An 18,686-nucleotide genomic window follows, 5' to 3' on the forward strand; every position below is an offset into this window, starting at 1 on the left:
GGCAACGGTTTAGGCACCAATACGCGTTGAGGCCAGCACGCACGGGAGTGCTGCTGAGTATCATGGGAACCCGCCCGTTTTGGTATTCCCGACAGAACACATCGTCCCGAAGACGTTATGACCGCGGCAAGGCGGCTCGGAGTGACCAGCTTTGGCGATTGTCTGCTACTTCGCGTATGCGGTCTACGTCTTCGTTCCGATGTTAACGAAAGCGTGGCATTCAGAAATTTGGTTTGGCCAAGGCGCTGAGTACAGCAGGGTAACAATTCGAAAATGTATTGGTTCGGCATAGCCTTTGGAGCATTCAACATCCTGTTTCCGACATTTGTTCTGTGGATGCTGATTGTTTACGGAGCGCGTTGACGGCGCGCCTTTGCGTTGAATCTCAGATTCACGGATTCATGATTCCCGCCCTTCGGACAGTCAAATGTTACCTGACAGGTTAACTCGAAGGCAAAATGTTCCAGCGGTGATTTTCCGCTGGTTCAAATCGCTCAATGATTTCAGTGAGTTGATGGCGCGCCCGAAAGGATTCGAACCTCTGACCCCCAGATTCGTAGTCTGGTGCTCTATCCAGCTGAGCTACGGGCGCGTGCCACAAATGCGCGTTAGTCTGCGCAGCGCGGTTGGTAATCGGTTGAGCTATGAATTGCAAGCAGCTTCGCTGAAAAAACCTCAACTATTTTCAGATGGTTGCAGGCTGCGGTTTCTTTGGAGGCTAAAGACTACGGCCGATGGCCAGATATTTATCGCGCCGATCCTGTCTCAACATGTCACGATCCATATTGCCCATGGATTTGAGAGCGACGTTGATAATGTTGCCCGTCGCCTCAATGGCTGCATCCTTGCCGCGGTGCGCGCCGCCCATGGGTTCAGGAATGATGCCATCGATGATCTTCAATTCATAAAGATCCTGCGCGGTGATACGCATCGAAGTCGCGGCATCTTTAGCCCGGGTGGAATCGTGCCAGAGAATGGACGCTGCGCCCTCTGGTGAAATCACCGAGTAGATGGAATGTTCAAGCATATAGACGCGGTTGGCCGTGGCGATCGCTATGGCTCCGCCGGACCCGCCTTCTCCAATGATTACTGAGACGATCGGCACCTTCAGATTGAGACAAGCGGCAGTCGAACGGGCAATGGCCTCCGCCTGTCCACGCTCTTCCGCCGCGATCCCCGGAAAGGCACCCGCTGTATCGACGAGCGTAATCACCGGCAAGTTGAAACGGTCAGCCAGATCCATGATGCGCACGGCCTTGCGATAGCCTTCGGGCATGGCCATGCCGAAATTGTGTTTGAGGCGTGTCTTGGTGTCGTTGCCTTTTTCCTGCCCGATAACGGCGACGGCTTGACCATTGAAGCGGGCGAGACCGGCCTGGACAGCATCATCATCCGCGTAGTTGCGGTCACCTGCAAGCGGCGTGAAATCGGTGAAGAGCTTGGAGATATAGTCCACACAGTGAGGGCGGWCCGGGTGACGCGCAATCTGCGCCTTCTGCCAGGGGGTGAGCTTGCGGTAAAGATCGCGCAACGCCTCGGCGGACCTTTTTTCCAACCGCATGATCTCTTCGTTGGTGTCGAGAGCGTCGCCTTCCTCGGCAAGCTTCTTCAACTCGAGAATTTTGCCGTCGAGATCAGCAACCGGCTTTTCAAAGTCAAGGTAGTTGTACATGGACGAGGGGTCTGCCTGCAAAACGGTGGATTTTTCACGACCTAACTGGCTGTTGCCGAGGCGCATGTCAAGGAAGCAAGGCCGAGATCATGCATTGGCCGCGCACGTTATAGAGGGAATTGCGGCAAAGGGATGGTGGTTTATTTTGCGGGACTCTTGCGTTTCACCGGCTTGGGGGAGTTTGAGCGCCTCGCGCGCTTTGGGGTCTTGCTGCGCTGCCAGCCAATCCATCTGCCTTCACCTGCATAGTTGTGAAAGCCGCCAGCTGCTGCGATCAGCCCCTGCCGCACTTCGTCTAGATCAAGCGCCGGCAAATTTTGCAGGAGAACTGGTGGCAGGTGATCGATGTCGAGCCAAGTCTGGTCAAAATAGATGTGTTCCGGTCCGCTTTCGCTGGTTACAGCAAAGAACCAGCGGCCTTCCATGACATCGCCGAACCACGGATCAGGAAACATGGAGGGCGAGAAGTCAAATCCAAACGCTGTTATTTCATCCCAGCGCCAGCTTTGCCGCCAATTCATTGTGCGGGCCAAATGGCTGGAGCGGCTAAATCCCGTTTCGTCAAAGTGGATCACTTCGCTGTCGGGTTCGACAGACGATGACTCTGATCTGTAAAACAATCTCTTCAACAGCTGCCACATGGCCATTCCGCCAGTTTGCTGGGTCCACTCCATCGGTGAGCCAGCATTTAGTCTGCCAGAGGGTGATGCTCCGTGACAAGCTGATGCAGCCGCTCTTCCATCACATGTGTGTAAATTTGCGTGGTCGAAATATCCGAATGGCCGAGCAATTGTTGCACAGCGCGCAGGTCCGCGCCGTTTTGCAAGAGATGGCTGGCAAAGGCATGACGCAAAACATGGGGCGATATCGCCGATGTTTTGAGGCCCGCTCGCGCAGCAAGCCCTTTCAGTTCCCGTGCGAACACCTGTCGTGCGAGAAAGCCGCTTTCGGATATGGCCGGGAACAACCAGACACTGGCGGAGAGATTGGGCAATACGTCACGCACCGCCAAATACTTTGCCATCGCTTCGCGCGCCTTGCCAGATAAAGGGACGACACGATCTTTCGAACCTTTGCCGCGAACCATGAGGAAGCGATTGTCGGAGCGTGCGACCGTCACCGGGAGACCAACAAGTTCAGAGACACGCAGGCCCGTTGCATAAAGAATTTCGAGCAACGCATGCAGTCGCAGCGCCTGGAGATGAACGGCACCAGATGATTTTGCGTCGAGGGTCTCTTCCTCAGCACGGGAAAGCAGTTTTTCCACATCCGACTCGCTCAGGATTTTTGGCAGGGAGCGGTCCTTTTTCGGCGTGTCCAGCGTGCTGGTCGGATCGTCGGTGCGAATATTCTCCATATAAAGAAAGCGAAAGAACTGGCGCAGGGCCGAAAGCCGTCGCGCTTGAGACGTGGCTGCGTAACCCCGTCCGGCGATGCCGTCGAGATAGGACCGTATTGTTCCGGGCTCCGCAAAGGTCAACTGGATCCCTGTTGCAACGCTGAACCCTGCAGCATCTTCCAGATCCCGGCGATACGAATCCAAAGTATTTTGGGCGGCACCACGTTCGGCGCTCATCATTTCAAGGAAGGTCTCTATGGCTGCTGCTGCTCGCATTGGCTTATTTCGGGGTATCGGGCTTCGGATTAAGTTTTTCAGAGGGAATACGAATGGTCATTTCCGTCTGCGTGGGATGGACGAAAGTCACCAGCGCAACCATGCCGGCATAGACGAGCCCCGCGAGAATCGCGAGGCTGAAAATCAATCGTGTAAGCGTTGGCATTTTCTGTTTGAATCGTCTTTGTCGGCTTTGGCACTAGGTTCCATAATCCTGCAGCTGAAACCCTTATGATTTGATGAAGCTTGCGTCTTCTAATGCCATAGTTTGCTTGACGACAGCACGGTTTTCCTGTCGAAACGCAATTATGAATATGACTGAAGACATAGTTGGGGCAGCCGAGATCGCGGAGCTTGCCAAATCCATCAGAGAGCGCCTCGGACATAGGTCCATCGTGCTTATCGGATTAATGGGCGCGGGCAAATCCACAGTCGGCAAAAAACTGGCGGCACTGGTCGAGCTGCCATTCTTCGATGCCGACAACGAGATCGAAAAAGTCTCGACCATGACTATTCCAGAACTTTTCGAAGCCTATGGAGAAGCCGAATTTCGGGACCTTGAGCGGCGTGTTATTGCGCGCATGCTTGAAAATGGACCGATCGTGCTGGCGACCGGCGGCGGTGCTTATATGAATGAACTTACGCGCAAAGCTATCGCTTCGGAAGGTATTTCACTCTGGTTGAAAGCCGAACTTGATGTGCTGATGGCGCGTGTTGCGCGCAAACAGAACCGGCCGCTTTTGAAAAACGATAATCCCCGAGGTGTGATGGAACGGCTCATGACCGAGCGCCACCCGATTTATTCGGTCGCAGATCTGGTGGTGAACTCCCGCGAGGAGAAGAAAGAAATCATTGCCTTCGAAGCAATGCAGGCAATTGCTGGCCATCTTGACGGTATTGCATCTCGCACCAATGAGGAAACCGGTTCATGACCGACGCGGTTACCACTACCACTGTACCCGTGAAGCTCGGGGATCGTTCTTACGATATTCTCATCGGGGCCGGATTGATCGACCGGGCAGGATATGAAATTGCAAAGCGGGCAAAATCGGTGCGTGTCGCCATTGTCAGCGACAAGACTGTTGCAGGTCTGCATCTCGATAGGCTCACGCGAAGCCTGACAGCTGCCGGTATAGATTCTACACCCATCTTGGTCGCACCCGGGGAGAAATCCAAAGGTTTTGCAACACTCGAAACCGTAACCAATGCAATTCTTTCCGCGCGTCTTGAGCGCGGCGATATCGTGGTTGCTTTCGGCGGCGGTGTCATTGGCGACCTTGCCGGTTTTGCGGCAGGCATTGCCCGTCGCGGTATGGGATTCATCCAGATACCCACATCGTTGTTGGCGCAGGTCGATTCGTCCGTTGGCGGCAAGACGGGTATCAACACTGCGCACGGCAAGAACCTCGTTGGTGTCTTTTATCAGCCACAACTCGTTCTGGCCGATACGGATGTGCTCGACACATTAGCTCCGCGCGAGTTCCGTGCCGGCTACGCTGAAGTTGCAAAATATGGGCTGATCGACCGGCCGGATTTTTTTGCCTGGCTGGAAAAGAATTGGCGCGGGATTTTCGCTGGCGGACCCGAACGCACTGAGGCCATTGCCATATCATGCCAATCCAAAGCCGATGTAGTCGCCAGAGATGAACGCGAAACAGGGGATCGCGCGCTGCTCAATCTTGGCCATACGTTTGGCCATGCATTGGAAACCGCGACGAATTACGATTCCGGGCGGTTGGTGCATGGTGAAGGGGTCTCCATCGGGATGGTTCTCGCCCACCAGTTTTCAGCAAAGATGAATCTGGCGAGCCCGGACGATGCTGTTCGTGTCGAAACGCATCTGCGCCACGTCGGGCTCCCGGTTTCCATAGACGATATCCCCGGGGAACTACCCTCCGCGGAAAAACTGATGGACTATATTGCCCAAGATAAAAAAGTAGCGCGCGGGGCGCTCACATTCATTTTGACTCGCGGCATTGGCCAATCGTTTATCGCAAAAGACGTGCCGCCATCGGCCGTGCTAAGCTTTTTGCAGGAGAAACATCCGACATGACCCTGGAAATCTGGATCTTCTGCGGAATCATATTCCTTTTGATCCTGATGTCTGCCTTGTTTTCAGGGTCTGAGACCGCTCTGACAGCCGTATCTCGTGCACGTATGCATCGCCTGTCCAACCGAGGCGACGAACGCGCGGCCGTAGTGGAAAATCTGATAGAAAAGCGGGACCGGCTTATTGGTGTCATGCTCATCGGCAACAACCTCATCAATATTCTAGCCTCATCGTTGACGACGAGTATGCTGCTAACATTGTTTGGCCAAGCTGGGGTTGCCTACGCCACTGCGATAATGACAGTGTTGCTAGTCATCTTCGCGGAGGTGTTGCCCAAGTCCTGGGCTATTTCGAGTCCCGACAGAAATTCGCTCGCCCTTGTCCGGTTCGCCCAGATAGTCGTCTTTCTTTTTGGCCCGCTTTCTGATCTCATTAATTGGATTGTTCGCCAGATTCTTGCGGTGTTCGGCATTAATCTTGCGGCAGGCACGTCAATGTTGTCAGCTCAGGAAGAACTGCGTGGCACTGTCGATCTATTACACAAGGAAGGCTCTGTCGTTAAAGGTGATCGGGACCAGATCGGCGGTCTTCTCGACCTGCGTGAACTCGAAGTCTACGACGTTATGATCCACCGGACCGATATGGATTCGGTCAACGCAGACGATCCCATCGAAACCATCATTACAGAAATCCTGGCGAGCCATCATACCCGGATTCCTGTCTGGAAGGTCGCGAACGACAATATTGTCGGCGTTGTTCATGCCAAGGATCTGGTGCGGGCGATCCGCGACGCCAATCGGGACTTTTCCAAGATCAACATCATGAAGGTGGCGACGAAGCCATGGTTCGTTCCGGATACGACAAGCCTTCAGGATCAGCTTAATGCCTTTCTGAGACGCAAAGCCCATATCGCCATCGTGGTCGATGAATATGGCGACGTGCAAGGATTGATCACTCTTGAAGACATTCTCGAAGAGATTGTTGGCGATATCGCCGATGAGCATGACATCGATGTGCAGGGTTGCCGTCCTCAACCGGACGGTTCAGTGCTGGTTGACGGTTCAGTCCCCATACGCGATCTCAATCGGGCCTTGGATTGGCATTTGCCCGACGCCGAAGCGACGACCATTGCCGGTCTCGTAATCCACGAAACACAGAGCATTCCGAAGGAAAAACAAGCCTTCACCTTCCACGGCAAGCGTTTCACCATCCTCAAGCGGGAAAAGAACCGCATCACGCGACTGCGTATTCGACCAATCGAGGATGACGACAAGCTGGGTTGAGCTGAGCTTTAGGCGCGTGTTGACTCACCAGGAGCAGCAGGCTCAAGTGCCAGAGCGTGGACGCTGCTATTGAGTTCGTCCTGTAGCACTTCGTTGATGGCGCGATGACGCGCAACGCGCGACATGCCGGCGAATGCCTCCGCGACAATCCGCACACGAAAATGCGTTTCGCCTGAACCGTCAAATGTGCCATGATGCTCGCTGTCAGAATGATGGTGGCCGGCGTGCAGATGGCTTTCATTGATCACTGCCAACGAAACAGGATGAAAAGCCTGCATCAGTTTGTTTTCGATCACTGACTGAGTGGACATTTCGTTCTCCTGCGCCCATATGGTAGTTTCACTTGGCAAATCCATTCATGATCACAAATTTACCGCCATTTCAGGCGTTAGGTCTATCCATGGGTAAATGTCAATTCTTGTTCCGCCAACCGATCCGTTGATGATTCTGATTCGATGACCTCAAGTTCGAAATATTTTGACAGCATCCGCATCCGCCCGAAAAAGGTGGACGAGGAGAAATCGCGCACCCCCGTCTGCCAATGGGATGGTTGCGACAAGCCTGGACCACATCGCGCTCCGGTGGGGCGTGAGAAGGAAGGCGAGTTCTTCCATTTCTGCATCGATCATGTGCGTGAGTACAACAAGGGTTATAATTATTTCTCTGGCCTTTCGGATGCCGAGGTAGCCAGATACCAGAAGGAAGCTTTGACGGGCGACCGCCCGACCTGGACCGTTGCGGGGTTACCTGGAAGCGGAGCCGGCGCAAGCGCCAGTACGCGTGCTCAAGCGAGCGCCAGCGCCAAGACGTCACCGGATTTTTCGAAGTTGCGTTCGGGTCGCGCGGCATATCAGAACAGATTCCGGGACCCCAACAGCGTTTTCAATGAGGCGCGGGTCCATATCCGCAAGCTCAAGCCATTGGAGTCGAAAGCACTGGATACGCTCGGGCTTGGCGCAAAAGCCACTGGCGAAGACATAAAGTCGCGCTATAAAGAGCTTGTGAAGATCCATCACCCCGATGCTAATGGCGGTGACAGGGCTTCCGAGGATCGTTTCCGTGACGTAATCCAGGCCTATCAATTGCTCAAAGCGGCTGGTTTCTGCTAACCCACGATTGAGCCGAATTCGGAACCTCACAGCGAGGTTCCAAACTATCTTTATGCGTCTGCGCGTGCAGTCGCGCTGGAGGCATGATGAATAAGGTTGATCGCGATATTGCGAATTTGCCGGATACAACGGTTTCTGCTGCAAAATTGTTTGGTTTTGAAACCGATATGATGGTTCCTGCCTATAAGGCGGGTGACGCTTATGTGCCGGAAATCGACACGGACTATCTCTTCGACAAACAGACCACGCTGGCCATTCTCGCGGGTTTTGCCTTCAACCGCCGTGTCATGGTCTCCGGCTATCACGGTACGGGCAAATCGACCCATATCGAGCAGGTCGCCGCACGGCTGAACTGGCCATGCGTGCGTGTCAATCTGGACAGCCACGTCAGCCGTATCGACCTTGTTGGCAAGGATGCGATCGTCGTCAAGGAAGGTATGCAGATCACGGAATTCCGCGACGGCATTCTGCCTTGGGCCTATCAGCACAATGTCGCGCTTGTATTCGACGAGTACGATGCGGGACGTCCGGACGTCATGTTCGTCATCCAGCGCGTGCTCGAATCGTCGGGTCGTCTGACGCTGCTCGATCAAAGTCGCGTTATCCGCCCGCATCCCGCCTTTCGTCTGTTTGCCACCGCCAATACGGTTGGCCTTGGTGATACGACGGGTCTTTATCATGGCACGCAGCAGATCAATCAGGCGCAGATGGACCGCTGGTCCATTGTGACAACCCTCAACTATCTGCCGCACGACAATGAGGCGGCTATCGTTGCCGCCAAGGCCAAGCACTATCAGAACAAGGAAGGCAAGGAGATCGTCTCCAAGATGGTGCGCGTTGCTGATATGACGCGCGCAGCGTTCATCAATGGCGACCTCTCGACTGTCATGAGCCCACGTACCGTGATCACATGGGCGGAAAATGCCGATATCTTCAAGGATGTGGGTTTTGCTTTCCGTCTGACCTTCCTCAACAAGTGCGACGAACTCGAACGTCCACTGGTTGCCGAGTTCTATCAGCGGGCATTTGGCAAGGAACTGCCTGAATCGACCGCCAATGTGGTCATTGGCTGAGCGTCACGATAAAGATGGCTGGTCCCGGAGACAATTCACGTGCGAATCCGAAAGGTCCGGTTGATTCCGAGCCTTTCAAGCGCGCGCTTACGGGATGCATGCGTGCGATTGCCGGCGACCATGAAATGGAAGTTGGATTCGGTAATGACAAGCCGGCGCTGACTGGTCATCGGGCCAGGCTTCCCGATCTGCCCAAGCGTCCAACTGCCAATGATGTTGCCGTCACACGCGGCCTTGGCGACTCGATGGCACTGCGCAAAGCCTGTCACAATGACCGCATTCACGCGACGCTGGCGCCCGAAGGCAAGCAGGCGAGGGCGATCTTCGACGCGGTCGAACAGGCGCGTGTCGAGGCCATCGGCGCGCTGCGTATGGACGGTGTCGCCGAGAATCTGACTTCCATGCTCTCGGACAAATATGCCCGGGCCAATTTTCCTGCAATAACAGATAAAGCCGAGGCGCCGCTGGAAGAAGCCGTGGCGCTTTTGGTCCGTGAAAAGCTTACTGGTCGCAAAGCACCGGAATCGGCTGGCAACGTGCTTGACCTGTGGCGTGACTGGATTGAGGAGAAGGCCGCGGCGGACCTCGATCATCTTGGCGCCAAGATCAACGATCAGAATGCTTTCGCTCGCGTTGTACGCGAGATGCTCGCTTCCATGGAGATGGCGGAAGAGCTGGCGCAGGAGAGTCAGGAGGACGACAGCCAGGAGAAAAAAGAGGACTCGCCAGAACCGGAAGAAAACAACGAAGGCGGTTCGGACGAGAACGAAGGCAGCGATTCGTCCGAGAATGACGATTCCGATACATCCAGCGACGACAGCCAGTCCGGCGAGGCCGAAGCCGCCGACGCTTCGTCTGACGATATGGACGAGGATTCGGACGCGGATGCCGAGATCCCGGGTGAGGCGCGGCGTCCCAACCGGCCGTTCTCCAACCTCGGAAGTGAGAGCGGCTACAAGATTTTCACGCAGGAATTCGACGAAACGACCGATGCGGAAGAGCTTTGCGACGAGGCCGAGCTGGAGCGTCTGCGGGCCTTCCTCGACAAGCAACTCGCCAATCTCTCTGCTGTCGTTGGACGCTTGGCAAACAAGTTGCAACGCCGTCTGATGGCGCAACAAAACCGCTCATGGGACTTCGATCTGGAGGAGGGTTACCTCGACAGCGCGCGCCTTGTGCGTATCGTAATCGATCCAACGCAACCACTTTCCTATAAGCAGGAACGCGATACGGATTTCCGCGATACGATCGTGACGTTGCTCATCGACAATTCCGGTTCCATGCGCGGGCGGCCTATAACTGTTGCCGCTACGTGCGCGGACATTCTGGCAAGGACGCTGGAGCGCTGCGGCGTGAAGGTGGAAATCCTCGGGTTTACGACCAAGGCCTGGAAAGGCGGTCAGGCGCGTGAAGCCTGGCTCGAGCGCGGCAAACCCGCCAATCCTGGACGTCTGAACGATCTGCGCCACATCGTCTATAAGCGCGCTGACGCTCCATGGCGGCGCTCACGGCGCAATCTGGGATTGATGATGCGTGAAGGGCTCCTGAAGGAGAACATCGACGGCGAGGCCCTGATATGGGCGCACCAACGCTTGCTGGGCCGTCCTGAGCAGCGCCGCATCCTGATGATGATCTCGGATGGGGCTCCGGTTGATGATTCTACCCTTTCGGTCAATCCGGGCAACTATCTTGAGCGGCACTTGCGCGCTGTGATCGAGGAGATCGAAACACGTTCGCCGGTTGAGCTGATCGCTATTGGTATCGGTCATGATGTGACCCGATACTATCGCCGCGCTGTGACTATCGTCGATGCGGAGGAACTGGCCGGTGCCATGACGGAGCAGCTGGCTTCACTGTTTGAAGAGCCGGAACGACAGAGCACAAAAAAGTCAGTGCGGCGATAACATGAACCGAACTGCGCTGGCTTTTCGGCGCGCATCGCTTTGCCTCGTGTTCCTTGTTGCAATGCCGGTTTCAGCGGAGGAAAACGCGGTCGTTTCCCCTGCTGTCATCAAATCCCGCGTCATCTCCAATTTTCGCATCGGCTCGTCCGAGAGGCGATTCGGAGAGCTTGAATTTGTTGGCGGTCTGGAAATGACCTCTGCGAGTTCCGACTTTGGCGGCCTTTCCGCGTTTCGTTATCTGGATTCAGGAAAGAAGTTTATCGGCATCACCGATACCGGCTTCTGGTATGCGGGTACGATGCAGCGCGATGAGGAGGGCAGACCCGCATCGATCGGCAATTTTCGCTTGGCACCGATTCAGAGCGAGGAGGGTGTTCCCGTCGAGGGCAAATGGAACTCCGATGCCGAAGGCATGAGCGTTTACGGCGATACTGTCACTGTTTCGTTCGAGCGCATCCACCGGATTGCGGAATATGCGCTGGACCTTGAAAACTTTGCCTCGACGCCAAAGAATGTTCCTCTGCCGATACCGAGCGACGAAATGCGCAACAACCGCGGCATAGAGACGATAGCCTATTCGCTGGCCTCCGGCCCATTGCACGGGGCGCGTATTGCAGTAACTGAAAAAAGCATCAACAAGGCTGGCGATATGTTCGCTGCAGTGCTCGAAGGGCCGCAAAAAGGCATTTTCTTTGTCAAACGCCGCGATGATTTCGACGTCAGCGATGGCGATTTCCTGCCCGATGGTGACTTGTTGCTGCTCGAGCGCCGCTTCAGCATGGCCAGCGGCGTGGTACTTAGGATACGAAGGATACCCGCGGCAAGCATCAAACCCGGTGCCACGGTCGACGGAGAATTCATTCTGCAGGCGGATATGCGTTACCAGATCGACAATATGGAAGGGCTGGACGTCTGGCAGACCGCAAACGGTTCTACCCGCCTATCACTTGTCTCAGATGACAATCATTCCATCCTGCAACGGAATCTTTATCTGGAATTCCGGTTTGCCGAATAGATAGCGGGGGCGAAGATTGCAAGGATCGCTCCGTAAGGCACCAGCATCACGACAGCCATGAACATTTTGACCATCAGATCGCCAAAACCCAACGACATCCACAATGGGATTTCCCTTCCAAGGAAGGGCACCAGCATGGCAAGTGACGAATCGGCGTGGCCTGTCGCGGCGTCGATCCAGGCAAAGTTGGCAGCAAAGGCGATCGAGAAGAACAGCAATGTGTCTAACAGCGAACCGAAGATGGCAGAGGCAAAAGGCGCCTTCCACCACGTCAGCTGCCGCAATCTGTTGAATACGGTGATGTCCAGAAGCTGGGCTGTCAGGAATGCCGTGCCGGATGCGATAGCGATGCGCGGCGTTGCCAGCCAGACCGAAAGGACGACGGCAATCGCAAACCCCACATAGACGACCTTCCGGGCAAAGGCCGGGCCGAATGTGCGATTTGCAAGATCGTTGACCAGAAAGGCTATCGGGTAGGTAAAGGCGCCATAGGTCAGGATTTCTCCCAATCCAAAATGATCAAAAGGATACTGAACAAGGATATTGGACGCGGCAACGACCGCGCACATAGCTAAAACGGGGAGAATAAAGTCCGAAAGGGTATAGGCGCGTTGCAGCGGCATTTTTTTATCCTGGGTAATGGAACCAGCAATAAGGCCAGCATTTGCTGGCCTCGACGACTAGAAAAATGGAAGCGATGCTAATTAAGCAGCGACCGGAGCTTCAAGAAGCTTCTTGGCAATCTGACGCTTCAGGAGACGAGCACGTTGCGACAGCTCCTTCTCGTCAGCCTTGACCAGGAATGCATCCAGACCACCGCGATGCTCGACGCTGCGCAGGGCATGGGCCGAAACGCGCAGGCGATAGCTCTGACCGAGAGCTTCGGAGATCAGCGTTACATGGCAAAGATTCGGCAAGAAGCGGCGGCGCGTTCTGTTGTTCGCGTGGCTCACATTGTTACCATACTGTACCGACTTAGCGGTCAATTCACATGTGCGGGACATCTGGTCTCACCTTCAAATTTTTCATTCGCCTTTGTCCGAATATTTCCTGCTACCATCGCACGTTGCCGTGCAGCGGCTCGCTTATCGGATGGGCGGCCTATTGGGAAGTCGCGTTTCTATAGTGATATGGGCCGCGCGCGTCAAGTGCACTTATGCCATGTTTGGCGCTGCTTTTATATAATACTGGCCAGCTTCTTGATGTATATCACAACTTTGCCCGCTTTGTACGCTCGAACAATCACTGCAGGGATGCTTTGGACAAGAATGACAAGAATGAATGCCCATAGGCAATATGCCAGCCGAACGCGAATGCTGGTGCCGCTCGCTGCACTAGCGCTGATGGGCGCGCATCCGGCGCACGGTGCCCAGTCGTATCAGACAGATTACCGCGTTTCACTCTTCGGATTATCGATAGCCAAGGCAAGTTTTTCAACCAGCGTCACAGATGATCGCGCTTACAAAGTTGTCGGGTCTCTTGCCAGCTCGGGGCTGGGTAGCCTGTTCGATGACACCAATGGCAAGCTGGACGTTACCGGTCAGTTGGCCGAGAGCGGGCCGGTACCGAATTCCTATGTTGTCAAATACCGGCATGGTAACCGAAACAAGAGCACATCGATCGCCTTTACCAACGGCAATGTAACGAATACCACCAATGATCCGCCGATCAACAGGAAGAAGAACTGGGTGGATCTGAAACCTGCCGACCTCCAGTCGGTTGCCGATCCGATTTCCGGCGTGATGGTGGCAGCGACCAGCCTTGATCAGGTCTGCAAGCAGACCTTGCATCTCTATGATGGCCAGACACGCGTGGACTTGAAACTTTCTCCATCGGGCAGTGCGCAGCCCTTTGCGACCGAGGGTTTCAAGGGCGATGCCATTACCTGTTTGGCCAAATTCGTTCCGATCGCCGGCTATCAATCAGGGCGAAAGGCTATCGAATATCTGAAGAACTCGAGCAAGATCAGTCTCACCTTTGCATCACTCGGCAAGTCCGCTATTTATTCACCGGTGCAGGCAAAGATCGGCACGCAGATCGGCACGGTGACTGTTTACGCAACCCGTTTCGAAAAGACGCAATAGACGCGGCAGGGGCCGTCTTCGAATCCGGGGTGCTTTTTGGCTACATTTGTTGGTTTCCTCGCGATCATCATGTGGGCGATGCTCGCGCTTTTCACTGATGTGTCGGGTAAGGTTCCGCCATTTCAGTTGACCGCGATGACGTTCGCTATCGGTGCGAGCCTTGGGTTGATCTCTTGGCTGTGGCGGCCAGGTGCTGCACGGCATCTGCGCCAGCCCGCAAAGGTCTGGCTGCTCGGCGTTGTCGGACTCTTTGGCTATCACTTCCTCTATTTTACGGCACTACGCAACGCTCCAGCTGTCGACGCCAGCCTTATCGCCTATCTCTGGCCGCTTTTCATCGTTGTCGGGTCCGCCCTGATGCCTGGTGAGCGCCTTCGCTGGTTTCACATTCTAGGCACGCTGCTCGGTTTGGCCGGAACAGTGCTGATCATAACCAAAGGTGGCGGCCTCGGCTTCGATCCGCAATTTGGCTTCGGCTATGCCATGGCGGGTCTCTGCGCACTGACGTGGGCCGCCTATTCGCTGTTGTCGCGACGCTTTTCCAACGTGCCAACGGATGCTGTGACGGGGTTCTGCATCGCAACGTCGATCCTCTCGCTGCTTTCTCACCTGCTGCTCGAGCAGACAGTCTGGCCGGATGGAATGACCCAGTGGCTAGCTGTCCTTGGGCTTGGGCTATTTCCGGTTGGTGCGGCGTTCTATGTCTGGGACTATGGCGTAAAGCATGGGAATATCCAGGTGCTCGGTGCGTCGAGCTATGCCGCACCGCTGCTTTCAACGCTTGTGCTGATCATCGCGGGGGTGACGGAGCCAATGGGGCGCGTGATGCTCGCATGCCTCTTGATCACGCTGGGCGCCGTTATCGCAGCAAAGGACATGCTCTTTAGACGCCGTCAGGGCTCCCAACCAGGTTCCGCCATTTCGAACTGAGCGAAATCAAATCCTGGTGCTACCGTGCACCCGACAAGTGTCCACGCGCCGAGGCTCTTGGCCATTTGCCATTGTCCTGCCGGAACAATGGCTTGCGGGCGCTGCCCATTTGCTAGATCAAGTCCAAGCGTATGGGCTTCGTGCGGTGAGCCCTCTGTCGCGACGGTCAAAAGCAGTGGTGCGCCACCATACCAGTGCCAGACTTCGGCAGCATCCTTGACGCGGTGCCAGGCCGAAATTTGGCCTTCCTCGAGCAGGAAGTAGATGGCCGTCGAGTGCCCGCGCCCGCCTTCTGGCCATTCCCCCTGGTTGTCGCGAAAAGTCTGGACATAGGAGCCGCCTTCCGGATGCGGTTGAAGCCCGAGGTGCTCGCGAATCTCGTCTGCTGTCAACACCATCAAAAGTTGTCCTTGCGCTTGCGGATTTCAGCGAAAACCGCTTCATCGGTCGCGCTCTCCATTTTGAGGTTTTTGCGGATCGCGGGATCGTGCCAGCGAAGAAACGGGTTGGTCGCCATCTCGCGCATGAGCGTTGTTGGCAGGGTCGGCAAATCCGCCTCCCGCAAAGTCTTGATTTCCTTGGCACGCTCCTTGAGCGCCGAGTTTTCCGGGTCAATGGTCAGGGCAAAACGCGCATTGCTCTCGCTGTATTCGTGGCCGCAATAGATTTCAGTTTCACCCGGCAGTCCGATCAACCGCTGCAACGACCTGAACATGGTCGCGGGCGTTCCTTCGAAAAGCCGCCCGCAGCCGAGCGAAAACAGGGTGTCGCCAGTAAACGCGACCTTGGCGGCAGGGATATGAAAGGAGATTTCGCCCGCGGTGTGCCCCGGCGTGGAAATGACCTCCACCTCGAAACTACCGAACTTGAAACGGTCACCGTGACGGACGCTGCGGTCAATACCCGGTATTTTTGCCTTTTCGTCCTCCGGACCAATGATTTCYACGCCAAATCGTTTCTTGAGCGCCAGATTGGCCTCGACGTGATCGGTATGGTGATGCGTGGTGAAAATATGGGTTAGTTTCCAGCCACGGCGCTTGAGCGCGTCAAGAATCGGCTGTTCCTCCGGGGCATCGATTGACGCGGTCAGGCCGGTTTCAGGATCATGGATCAGCACGCCGAAATTATCGCTGCGCGCGGTGAATTGTTCTATCTGCAATTGGGGCATGGTCGTTCTCTTCATTCTTTGCGGGGCAAGATAATCCCGGTTAAGCCAAGCCTGCAACCCATGTCATTTCTTGATGTTCTCATCTTCCATGTTACGTTGCGGCCATGCATCTCGACATCATCGATCTTCGCTCATTTTACGCTTCAACGCTCGGCCATCTGACCGAGCGCCATATTACAATGGCCTTGGTGCCGCTCTGGCCGAAGCTGCCAGGAGAGCGGCTGGTTGGTCTCGGATACGCCGTACCTTACCTCGACCGGTTCCGGGGCGATACGGAACGCACGTTCGCCTTCATGCCGGCCGGGCAGGGCGCCGCCAGCTGGCCGCCTGTCGAGCCATCCGCTACAGCATTGATATTTGAGGAGGATTTGCCTCTGCCCGACTCCGCAGTGKACAGAATATTGATGGTACATGCGCTGGAACATGCGGAAGATCCACGCGAAACCCTGAAGGAAATGTGGCGTGTTCTCGCGCCCAACGGCCGGCTGGTCATCGTCGTTCCGAACCGGCGAGGGCTTTGGGCAAGGTTTGAACATACACCGTTCGGCAGCGGCCGGCCCTATAGTCGAGGTCAGCTGACGCGTCTCCTGAGAGAGGCAAACTTCACGCCCGGACCGTGGGGCGAAGCTCTGTTCTTCCCGCCGTCATCGCGAAAAGCGATGATGCGGCCTTCCTCATTGTTTGAGCGGGTAGGCCGTCGGTTTTGGCCGATGTTCTCTGGCGTGCTGATCGTTGAAGCGCAAAAACGCATCTATCAGGGGCTGCCCGTTGCCAAGCGTGCGTCGCGGCGTGTGTTTGTACCGGTGCTCTCACCGCAAGGCACTGCAAGCGCCAGTTCGCGTTAGCACAATCAAATTACCCGCATTGATTGAAATTCTTGCGGCGGAATCGATGATTCTTGCACCGGAATCGCGACTCCTTGTGTACGATTCGAGAATTCTTGCGCAAATCCTAAACAGGGTTCACTAGCGCTTGAGCAAAAACACAGCCTGCTGGCCGAAGAGGTTCCAGAACCCCCATGGCATGTTGAATCCGAGCCGCTCTCCCAAGGCATTCAGCGTGACGGCGGACTCGACCTCCGCGCCAACTTCCTTGGTCATGTCGACAAAATCATTGATGGTGCAGAAGTGGATATTCGGGGTGTCGTACCAGCTATAGGGAAGGTCTTTGGTGACCGGCATACGACCGTTGATTGCGAGCGAGGTACGAACCCGCCAATGCCCGAAATTGGGGAATGACACAATGGCCTTTTCGCCGATACGCAGAAGTTCGGTGAGGACGTTCTTCGGGTTGCGGGTCGCCTGCAAGGTTTGCGACAGGATCACATAATCGAAACCGCCATCCGGATAATATTTGAGATCGCTGTCGGCATCGCCCTGGATGACCGACAGGCCGCGCGCCACCGATTCGTTGACGCCCTTTTGCGAAAGCTCGACGCCGCGACCGTCCACATCCTTGGTGTTCTGCAAAAGCTCCAGGAGTTCGCCATCGCCGCAGCCGACGTCGAGCACGCGCGAGCCGGGTTTGACCAGCGAAGCGATGACGGCAAAATCGACGCGGGGGTGAACATTCACACTCATGACGGCAAAAGCCCCTTGGCGCGGGCAGCCGACCGGATAAATCCGGTGATCGTCGAAAACATCTCGGGCTCGTCGAGCAGGAACGAGTCGTGGCCCCGATCCGATTCGATCTCGACGAAGGACACCGACGCGCCCGCTGCATTTAGCGCATGGGCAACCATCCGGCTTTCGCTGGTCGGGAATAGCCAGTCGCTGGTGAATGAAACGATGCAGAACCGGGTTTTCGATCCGGCAAAGGCATCGGCAAGGCGGCCGCCATGTTCCGCGGCGAGATCGAAATAATCCATTGCGCGGGTCATGTAGAGATAGGAATTCGGGTCGAAGCGCTCGACGAACGTCGTGCCCTGATGGCGCAGATAGCTTTCAATCTGGAAATCCGCGTCGAATCCGAAGGTCAGTTTCTGCCGGTCCTGAAGATTGCGTCCGAACTTGTTGTGCAAGGCGGTCTCGGACAGATAGGTGATATGCGCCGCCATGCGGGCGACCGAAAGACCCTTGCGCGGAACAGTGCCGGCTTCGAGATAGCGGCCTTCCTTCCATTCGGGATCAGCCATGACCGCCTGCCGGCCCACTTCATGGAAGGCGATATTCTGCGACGAGTGGCGCGCACCGGTCGCGATCGCCACGGCCGCAAATACCTTGTCGGAATGGCTCGACGCCCATTCCAGCACCTGCATGCCGCCCATGGATCCACCGATCACGGCAAAAAGCTGTTTGATGCCCAAGTGCTCGATGAGCATCGCTTGGGCACGCACCATGTCCGCTATCGTGATGATCGGGAGGTCCAGTGCATAGGCTTTACCGGTTTCAGGATTGATCGAGGCCGGACCTGTCGAACCAAGGCAACCCCCGAGTACATTGGAACAGAGCACGAAATAGCGGTCCGTATCGATAGGCTTGCCCGGGCCAATGAGCAACTCCCACCAGCCGGGCTTGCCGGTTACCGGATGGACATTGGCGACATGCTGATCGCCGGTCAACGCGTGGCAGACGAGGATTGCGTTGGACTTGTCGGCATTGAGTTTGCCATAGGATTGATAGGCGATACGAAACGGCGAAAGCGATACGCCACTATCGAGATGCAGCGGCTTGTCAGCGCCAAAATCCACCACCGGACTGTGGGGATTTGTCGCTTCCTGACTTTGCTGAGCTTTTTTAGCGGATGGTCGGCTGATTTTCGTCATGTCTGCGCAATTGAGGGCG

General features: G+C 55.7%; 21 protein-coding genes and 1 tRNA gene. 10 read left to right on the plus strand and 12 right to left on the minus strand.

Translation table 11 applies throughout. The features are described 5' to 3' along the window. Positions 1-515: 515 nt before the first annotated feature. The 5 genes from ACXJ5O_RS05070 to ACXJ5O_RS05090 form a co-directional block, all read right to left on the minus strand. A tRNA-Arg gene (locus ACXJ5O_RS05070) sits at positions 516-592 on the minus strand. Positions 593-718: 126 nt separating this feature from the next. Next, complete coding sequence (locus tag ACXJ5O_RS05075; RefSeq protein WP_457298944.1) at positions 719-1,672, minus strand: acetyl-CoA carboxylase carboxyltransferase subunit alpha; 954 nt, start codon at positions 1,670-1,672, stop codon at positions 719-721. Between the two features lie 140 nt (positions 1,673-1,812). After that, the gene (locus ACXJ5O_RS05080) at positions 1,813-2,319 is read right to left on the minus strand and encodes a hypothetical protein (protein ID WP_457298945.1); all 507 of its coding nucleotides are present in this window, start codon (positions 2,317-2,319) and stop codon (positions 1,813-1,815) included. A gap of 41 nt (positions 2,320-2,360) precedes the next feature. Beyond that, positions 2,361-3,287 carry a site-specific tyrosine recombinase XerD gene (gene xerD, locus ACXJ5O_RS05085; protein ID WP_457298946.1) on the minus strand — a complete coding sequence of 309 codons (927 nt, stop codon included), beginning with the start codon at positions 3,285-3,287 and terminating at the stop codon, positions 2,361-2,363. A gap of 4 nt (positions 3,288-3,291) precedes the next feature. Beyond that, a complete protein-coding gene (locus ACXJ5O_RS05090; RefSeq protein ID WP_457298947.1) occupies positions 3,292-3,453 on the minus strand; it encodes a histidine kinase in 162 nt (53 codons plus the stop codon). 142 nt (positions 3,454-3,595) lie between these two features. On the opposite strand from ACXJ5O_RS05090, the gene ACXJ5O_RS05095 reads away from it, so the two are divergent. From ACXJ5O_RS05095 to ACXJ5O_RS05105, 3 genes are read left to right on the plus strand one after another with little or no spacing between them, the layout of a single operon-like run. Beyond that, positions 3,596-4,219 (plus strand): shikimate kinase, encoded by a 624-nt coding sequence (locus ACXJ5O_RS05095; RefSeq protein WP_457298948.1) that lies wholly within the window; start codon positions 3,596-3,598, stop codon positions 4,217-4,219. Beyond that, positions 4,216-5,340 carry a 3-dehydroquinate synthase gene (aroB, locus tag ACXJ5O_RS05100; protein ID WP_457298949.1) on the plus strand — a complete coding sequence of 375 codons (1,125 nt, stop codon included), beginning with the start codon at positions 4,216-4,218 and terminating at the stop codon, positions 5,338-5,340. The genes ACXJ5O_RS05095 and aroB overlap by 4 nt, the downstream gene beginning before the upstream one ends. After that, on the plus strand, positions 5,337-6,620 hold the full coding sequence (locus tag ACXJ5O_RS05105) for an HlyC/CorC family transporter (RefSeq protein WP_457298950.1): 1,284 nt from the start codon (positions 5,337-5,339) through the stop codon (positions 6,618-6,620). The genes aroB and ACXJ5O_RS05105 overlap by 4 nt, the downstream gene beginning before the upstream one ends. Before the next feature lie 8 nt (positions 6,621-6,628). Here the strand turns inward: ACXJ5O_RS05105 and ACXJ5O_RS05110 are convergent, their stop codons facing one another. Then, on the minus strand, positions 6,629-6,931 hold the full coding sequence (locus ACXJ5O_RS05110; RefSeq protein ID WP_457298951.1) for a BolA family protein: 303 nt from the start codon (positions 6,929-6,931) through the stop codon (positions 6,629-6,631). 144 nt (positions 6,932-7,075) lie between these two features. Here ACXJ5O_RS05110 and ACXJ5O_RS05115 point away from each other — a divergent pair, with 144 nt between their 5' ends. The 4 genes from ACXJ5O_RS05115 to ACXJ5O_RS05130 all read left to right on the plus strand — a co-directional run bounded on the left by ACXJ5O_RS05115 (position 7,076) and on the right by ACXJ5O_RS05130 (position 11,721). Then, positions 7,076-7,729: a J domain-containing protein gene (locus ACXJ5O_RS05115; protein ID WP_112523565.1), complete on the plus strand. Its 654-nt coding sequence runs from the start codon at positions 7,076-7,078 to the stop codon at positions 7,727-7,729. A gap of 86 nt (positions 7,730-7,815) precedes the next feature. Then, on the plus strand, positions 7,816-8,802 hold the full coding sequence (cobS, locus tag ACXJ5O_RS05120) for a cobaltochelatase subunit CobS (RefSeq protein ID WP_112523562.1): 987 nt from the start codon (positions 7,816-7,818) through the stop codon (positions 8,800-8,802). Between the two features lie 14 nt (positions 8,803-8,816). Beyond that, positions 8,817-10,706: a cobaltochelatase subunit CobT gene (cobT, locus tag ACXJ5O_RS05125; RefSeq protein ID WP_457298952.1), complete on the plus strand. Its 1,890-nt coding sequence runs from the start codon at positions 8,817-8,819 to the stop codon at positions 10,704-10,706. 1 nt (position 10,707) lies between these two features. Then, positions 10,708-11,721 carry an esterase-like activity of phytase family protein gene (locus ACXJ5O_RS05130; RefSeq protein ID WP_457298953.1) on the plus strand — a complete coding sequence of 338 codons (1,014 nt, stop codon included), beginning with the start codon at positions 10,708-10,710 and terminating at the stop codon, positions 11,719-11,721. Here ACXJ5O_RS05130 and ACXJ5O_RS05135 read toward each other — a convergent pair. Then, entirely contained in the window at positions 11,694-12,344 is a 651-nt protein-coding gene (locus ACXJ5O_RS05135) for a queuosine precursor transporter (RefSeq protein ID WP_457298954.1), read from the minus strand. The two genes, ACXJ5O_RS05130 and ACXJ5O_RS05135, sit on opposite strands and share 28 nt — an antisense overlap. Positions 12,345-12,425: 81 nt before the next feature. After that, on the minus strand, positions 12,426-12,725 hold the full coding sequence (rpmB, locus tag ACXJ5O_RS05140; RefSeq protein ID WP_112523551.1) for a 50S ribosomal protein L28: 300 nt from the start codon (positions 12,723-12,725) through the stop codon (positions 12,426-12,428). A 264-nt stretch (positions 12,726-12,989) separates the two neighbouring features. On the opposite strand from rpmB, the gene ACXJ5O_RS05145 reads away from it, so the two are divergent. Together ACXJ5O_RS05145 and yddG are read left to right on the plus strand one after the other, a co-directional pair. Further along, the gene (locus tag ACXJ5O_RS05145) at positions 12,990-13,805 is read left to right on the plus strand and encodes a DUF3108 domain-containing protein (RefSeq protein WP_457298955.1); all 816 of its coding nucleotides are present in this window, start codon (positions 12,990-12,992) and stop codon (positions 13,803-13,805) included. A gap of 36 nt (positions 13,806-13,841) precedes the next feature. Further along, a complete protein-coding gene (yddG, locus tag ACXJ5O_RS05150) occupies positions 13,842-14,735 on the plus strand; it encodes an aromatic amino acid exporter YddG (protein ID WP_457298956.1) in 894 nt (297 codons plus the stop codon). Here yddG and ACXJ5O_RS05155 read toward each other — a convergent pair. After that, positions 14,699-15,133 (minus strand): cupin domain-containing protein, encoded by a 435-nt coding sequence (locus tag ACXJ5O_RS05155; RefSeq protein WP_457298957.1) that lies wholly within the window; start codon positions 15,131-15,133, stop codon positions 14,699-14,701. The two genes, yddG and ACXJ5O_RS05155, sit on opposite strands and share 37 nt — an antisense overlap. After that, the gene (gene gloB, locus ACXJ5O_RS05160) at positions 15,133-15,903 is read right to left on the minus strand and encodes a hydroxyacylglutathione hydrolase (RefSeq protein WP_457298958.1); all 771 of its coding nucleotides are present in this window, start codon (positions 15,901-15,903) and stop codon (positions 15,133-15,135) included. The genes ACXJ5O_RS05155 and gloB overlap by 1 nt, the downstream gene beginning before the upstream one ends. Positions 15,904-16,007: 104 nt before the next feature. Here gloB and ACXJ5O_RS05165 point away from each other — a divergent pair, with 104 nt between their 5' ends. Further along, positions 16,008-16,748: a class I SAM-dependent methyltransferase gene (locus ACXJ5O_RS05165; RefSeq protein WP_457298959.1), complete on the plus strand. Its 741-nt coding sequence runs from the start codon at positions 16,008-16,010 to the stop codon at positions 16,746-16,748. A gap of 120 nt (positions 16,749-16,868) precedes the next feature. Here ACXJ5O_RS05165 and metW read toward each other — a convergent pair whose 3' ends face one another. Together metW and metX are read right to left on the minus strand one after the other, a co-directional pair. Beyond that, on the minus strand, positions 16,869-17,483 hold the full coding sequence (metW, locus tag ACXJ5O_RS05170) for a methionine biosynthesis protein MetW (RefSeq protein ID WP_457298960.1): 615 nt from the start codon (positions 17,481-17,483) through the stop codon (positions 16,869-16,871). Continuing rightward, positions 17,480-18,667 (minus strand): homoserine O-acetyltransferase MetX, encoded by a 1,188-nt coding sequence (gene metX / locus ACXJ5O_RS05175; RefSeq protein ID WP_457298961.1) that lies wholly within the window; start codon positions 18,665-18,667, stop codon positions 17,480-17,482. Before metX ends, metW begins: the two co-directional genes overlap by 4 nt. Positions 18,668-18,686: the final 19 nt, after the last annotated feature.

Source organism: Phyllobacterium sp. P5_D12 (genome assembly GCF_054049495.1).

Bases quoted from the DNA above. Each gene is read 5' to 3' on its own strand.
- metX (WP_457298961.1), bottom strand. From the start codon at position 18,667: ATGACGAAAATCAGCCGACCATCCGCTAAAAAAGCTCAGCAAAGTCAG.
- cobS (WP_112523562.1), top strand. From the start codon at position 7,816: ATGAATAAGGTTGATCGCGATATTGCGAATTTGCCGGATACAACGGTT.
- ACXJ5O_RS05130 (WP_457298953.1), top strand. From the start codon at position 10,708: ATGAACCGAACTGCGCTGGCTTTTCGGCGCGCATCGCTTTGCCTCGTG.
- aroB (WP_457298949.1), top strand. From the start codon at position 4,216: ATGACCGACGCGGTTACCACTACCACTGTACCCGTGAAGCTCGGGGAT.
- ACXJ5O_RS05145 (WP_457298955.1), top strand. From the start codon at position 12,990: ATGACAAGAATGAATGCCCATAGGCAATATGCCAGCCGAACGCGAATG.
- xerD (WP_457298946.1), bottom strand. From the start codon at position 3,287: ATGCGAGCAGCAGCAGCCATAGAGACCTTCCTTGAAATGATGAGCGCC.
- ACXJ5O_RS05110 (WP_457298951.1), bottom strand. From the start codon at position 6,931: ATGTCCACTCAGTCAGTGATCGAAAACAAACTGATGCAGGCTTTTCAT.
- ACXJ5O_RS05155 (WP_457298957.1), bottom strand. From the start codon at position 15,133: ATGGTGTTGACAGCAGACGAGATTCGCGAGCACCTCGGGCTTCAACCG.
- ACXJ5O_RS05095 (WP_457298948.1), top strand. From the start codon at position 3,596: ATGAATATGACTGAAGACATAGTTGGGGCAGCCGAGATCGCGGAGCTT.
- ACXJ5O_RS05135 (WP_457298954.1), bottom strand. From the start codon at position 12,344: ATGCCGCTGCAACGCGCCTATACCCTTTCGGACTTTATTCTCCCCGTT.
- rpmB (WP_112523551.1), bottom strand. From the start codon at position 12,725: ATGTCCCGCACATGTGAATTGACCGCTAAGTCGGTACAGTATGGTAAC.
- metW (WP_457298960.1), bottom strand. From the start codon at position 17,483: ATGAGTGTGAATGTTCACCCCCGCGTCGATTTTGCCGTCATCGCTTCG.
- ACXJ5O_RS05080 (WP_457298945.1), bottom strand. From the start codon at position 2,319: ATGGCCATGTGGCAGCTGTTGAAGAGATTGTTTTACAGATCAGAGTCA.
- ACXJ5O_RS05090 (WP_457298947.1), bottom strand. From the start codon at position 3,453: ATGCCAACGCTTACACGATTGATTTTCAGCCTCGCGATTCTCGCGGGG.
- ACXJ5O_RS05115 (WP_112523565.1), top strand. From the start codon at position 7,076: ATGACCTCAAGTTCGAAATATTTTGACAGCATCCGCATCCGCCCGAAA.
- ACXJ5O_RS05105 (WP_457298950.1), top strand. From the start codon at position 5,337: ATGACCCTGGAAATCTGGATCTTCTGCGGAATCATATTCCTTTTGATC.
- cobT (WP_457298952.1), top strand. From the start codon at position 8,817: ATGGCTGGTCCCGGAGACAATTCACGTGCGAATCCGAAAGGTCCGGTT.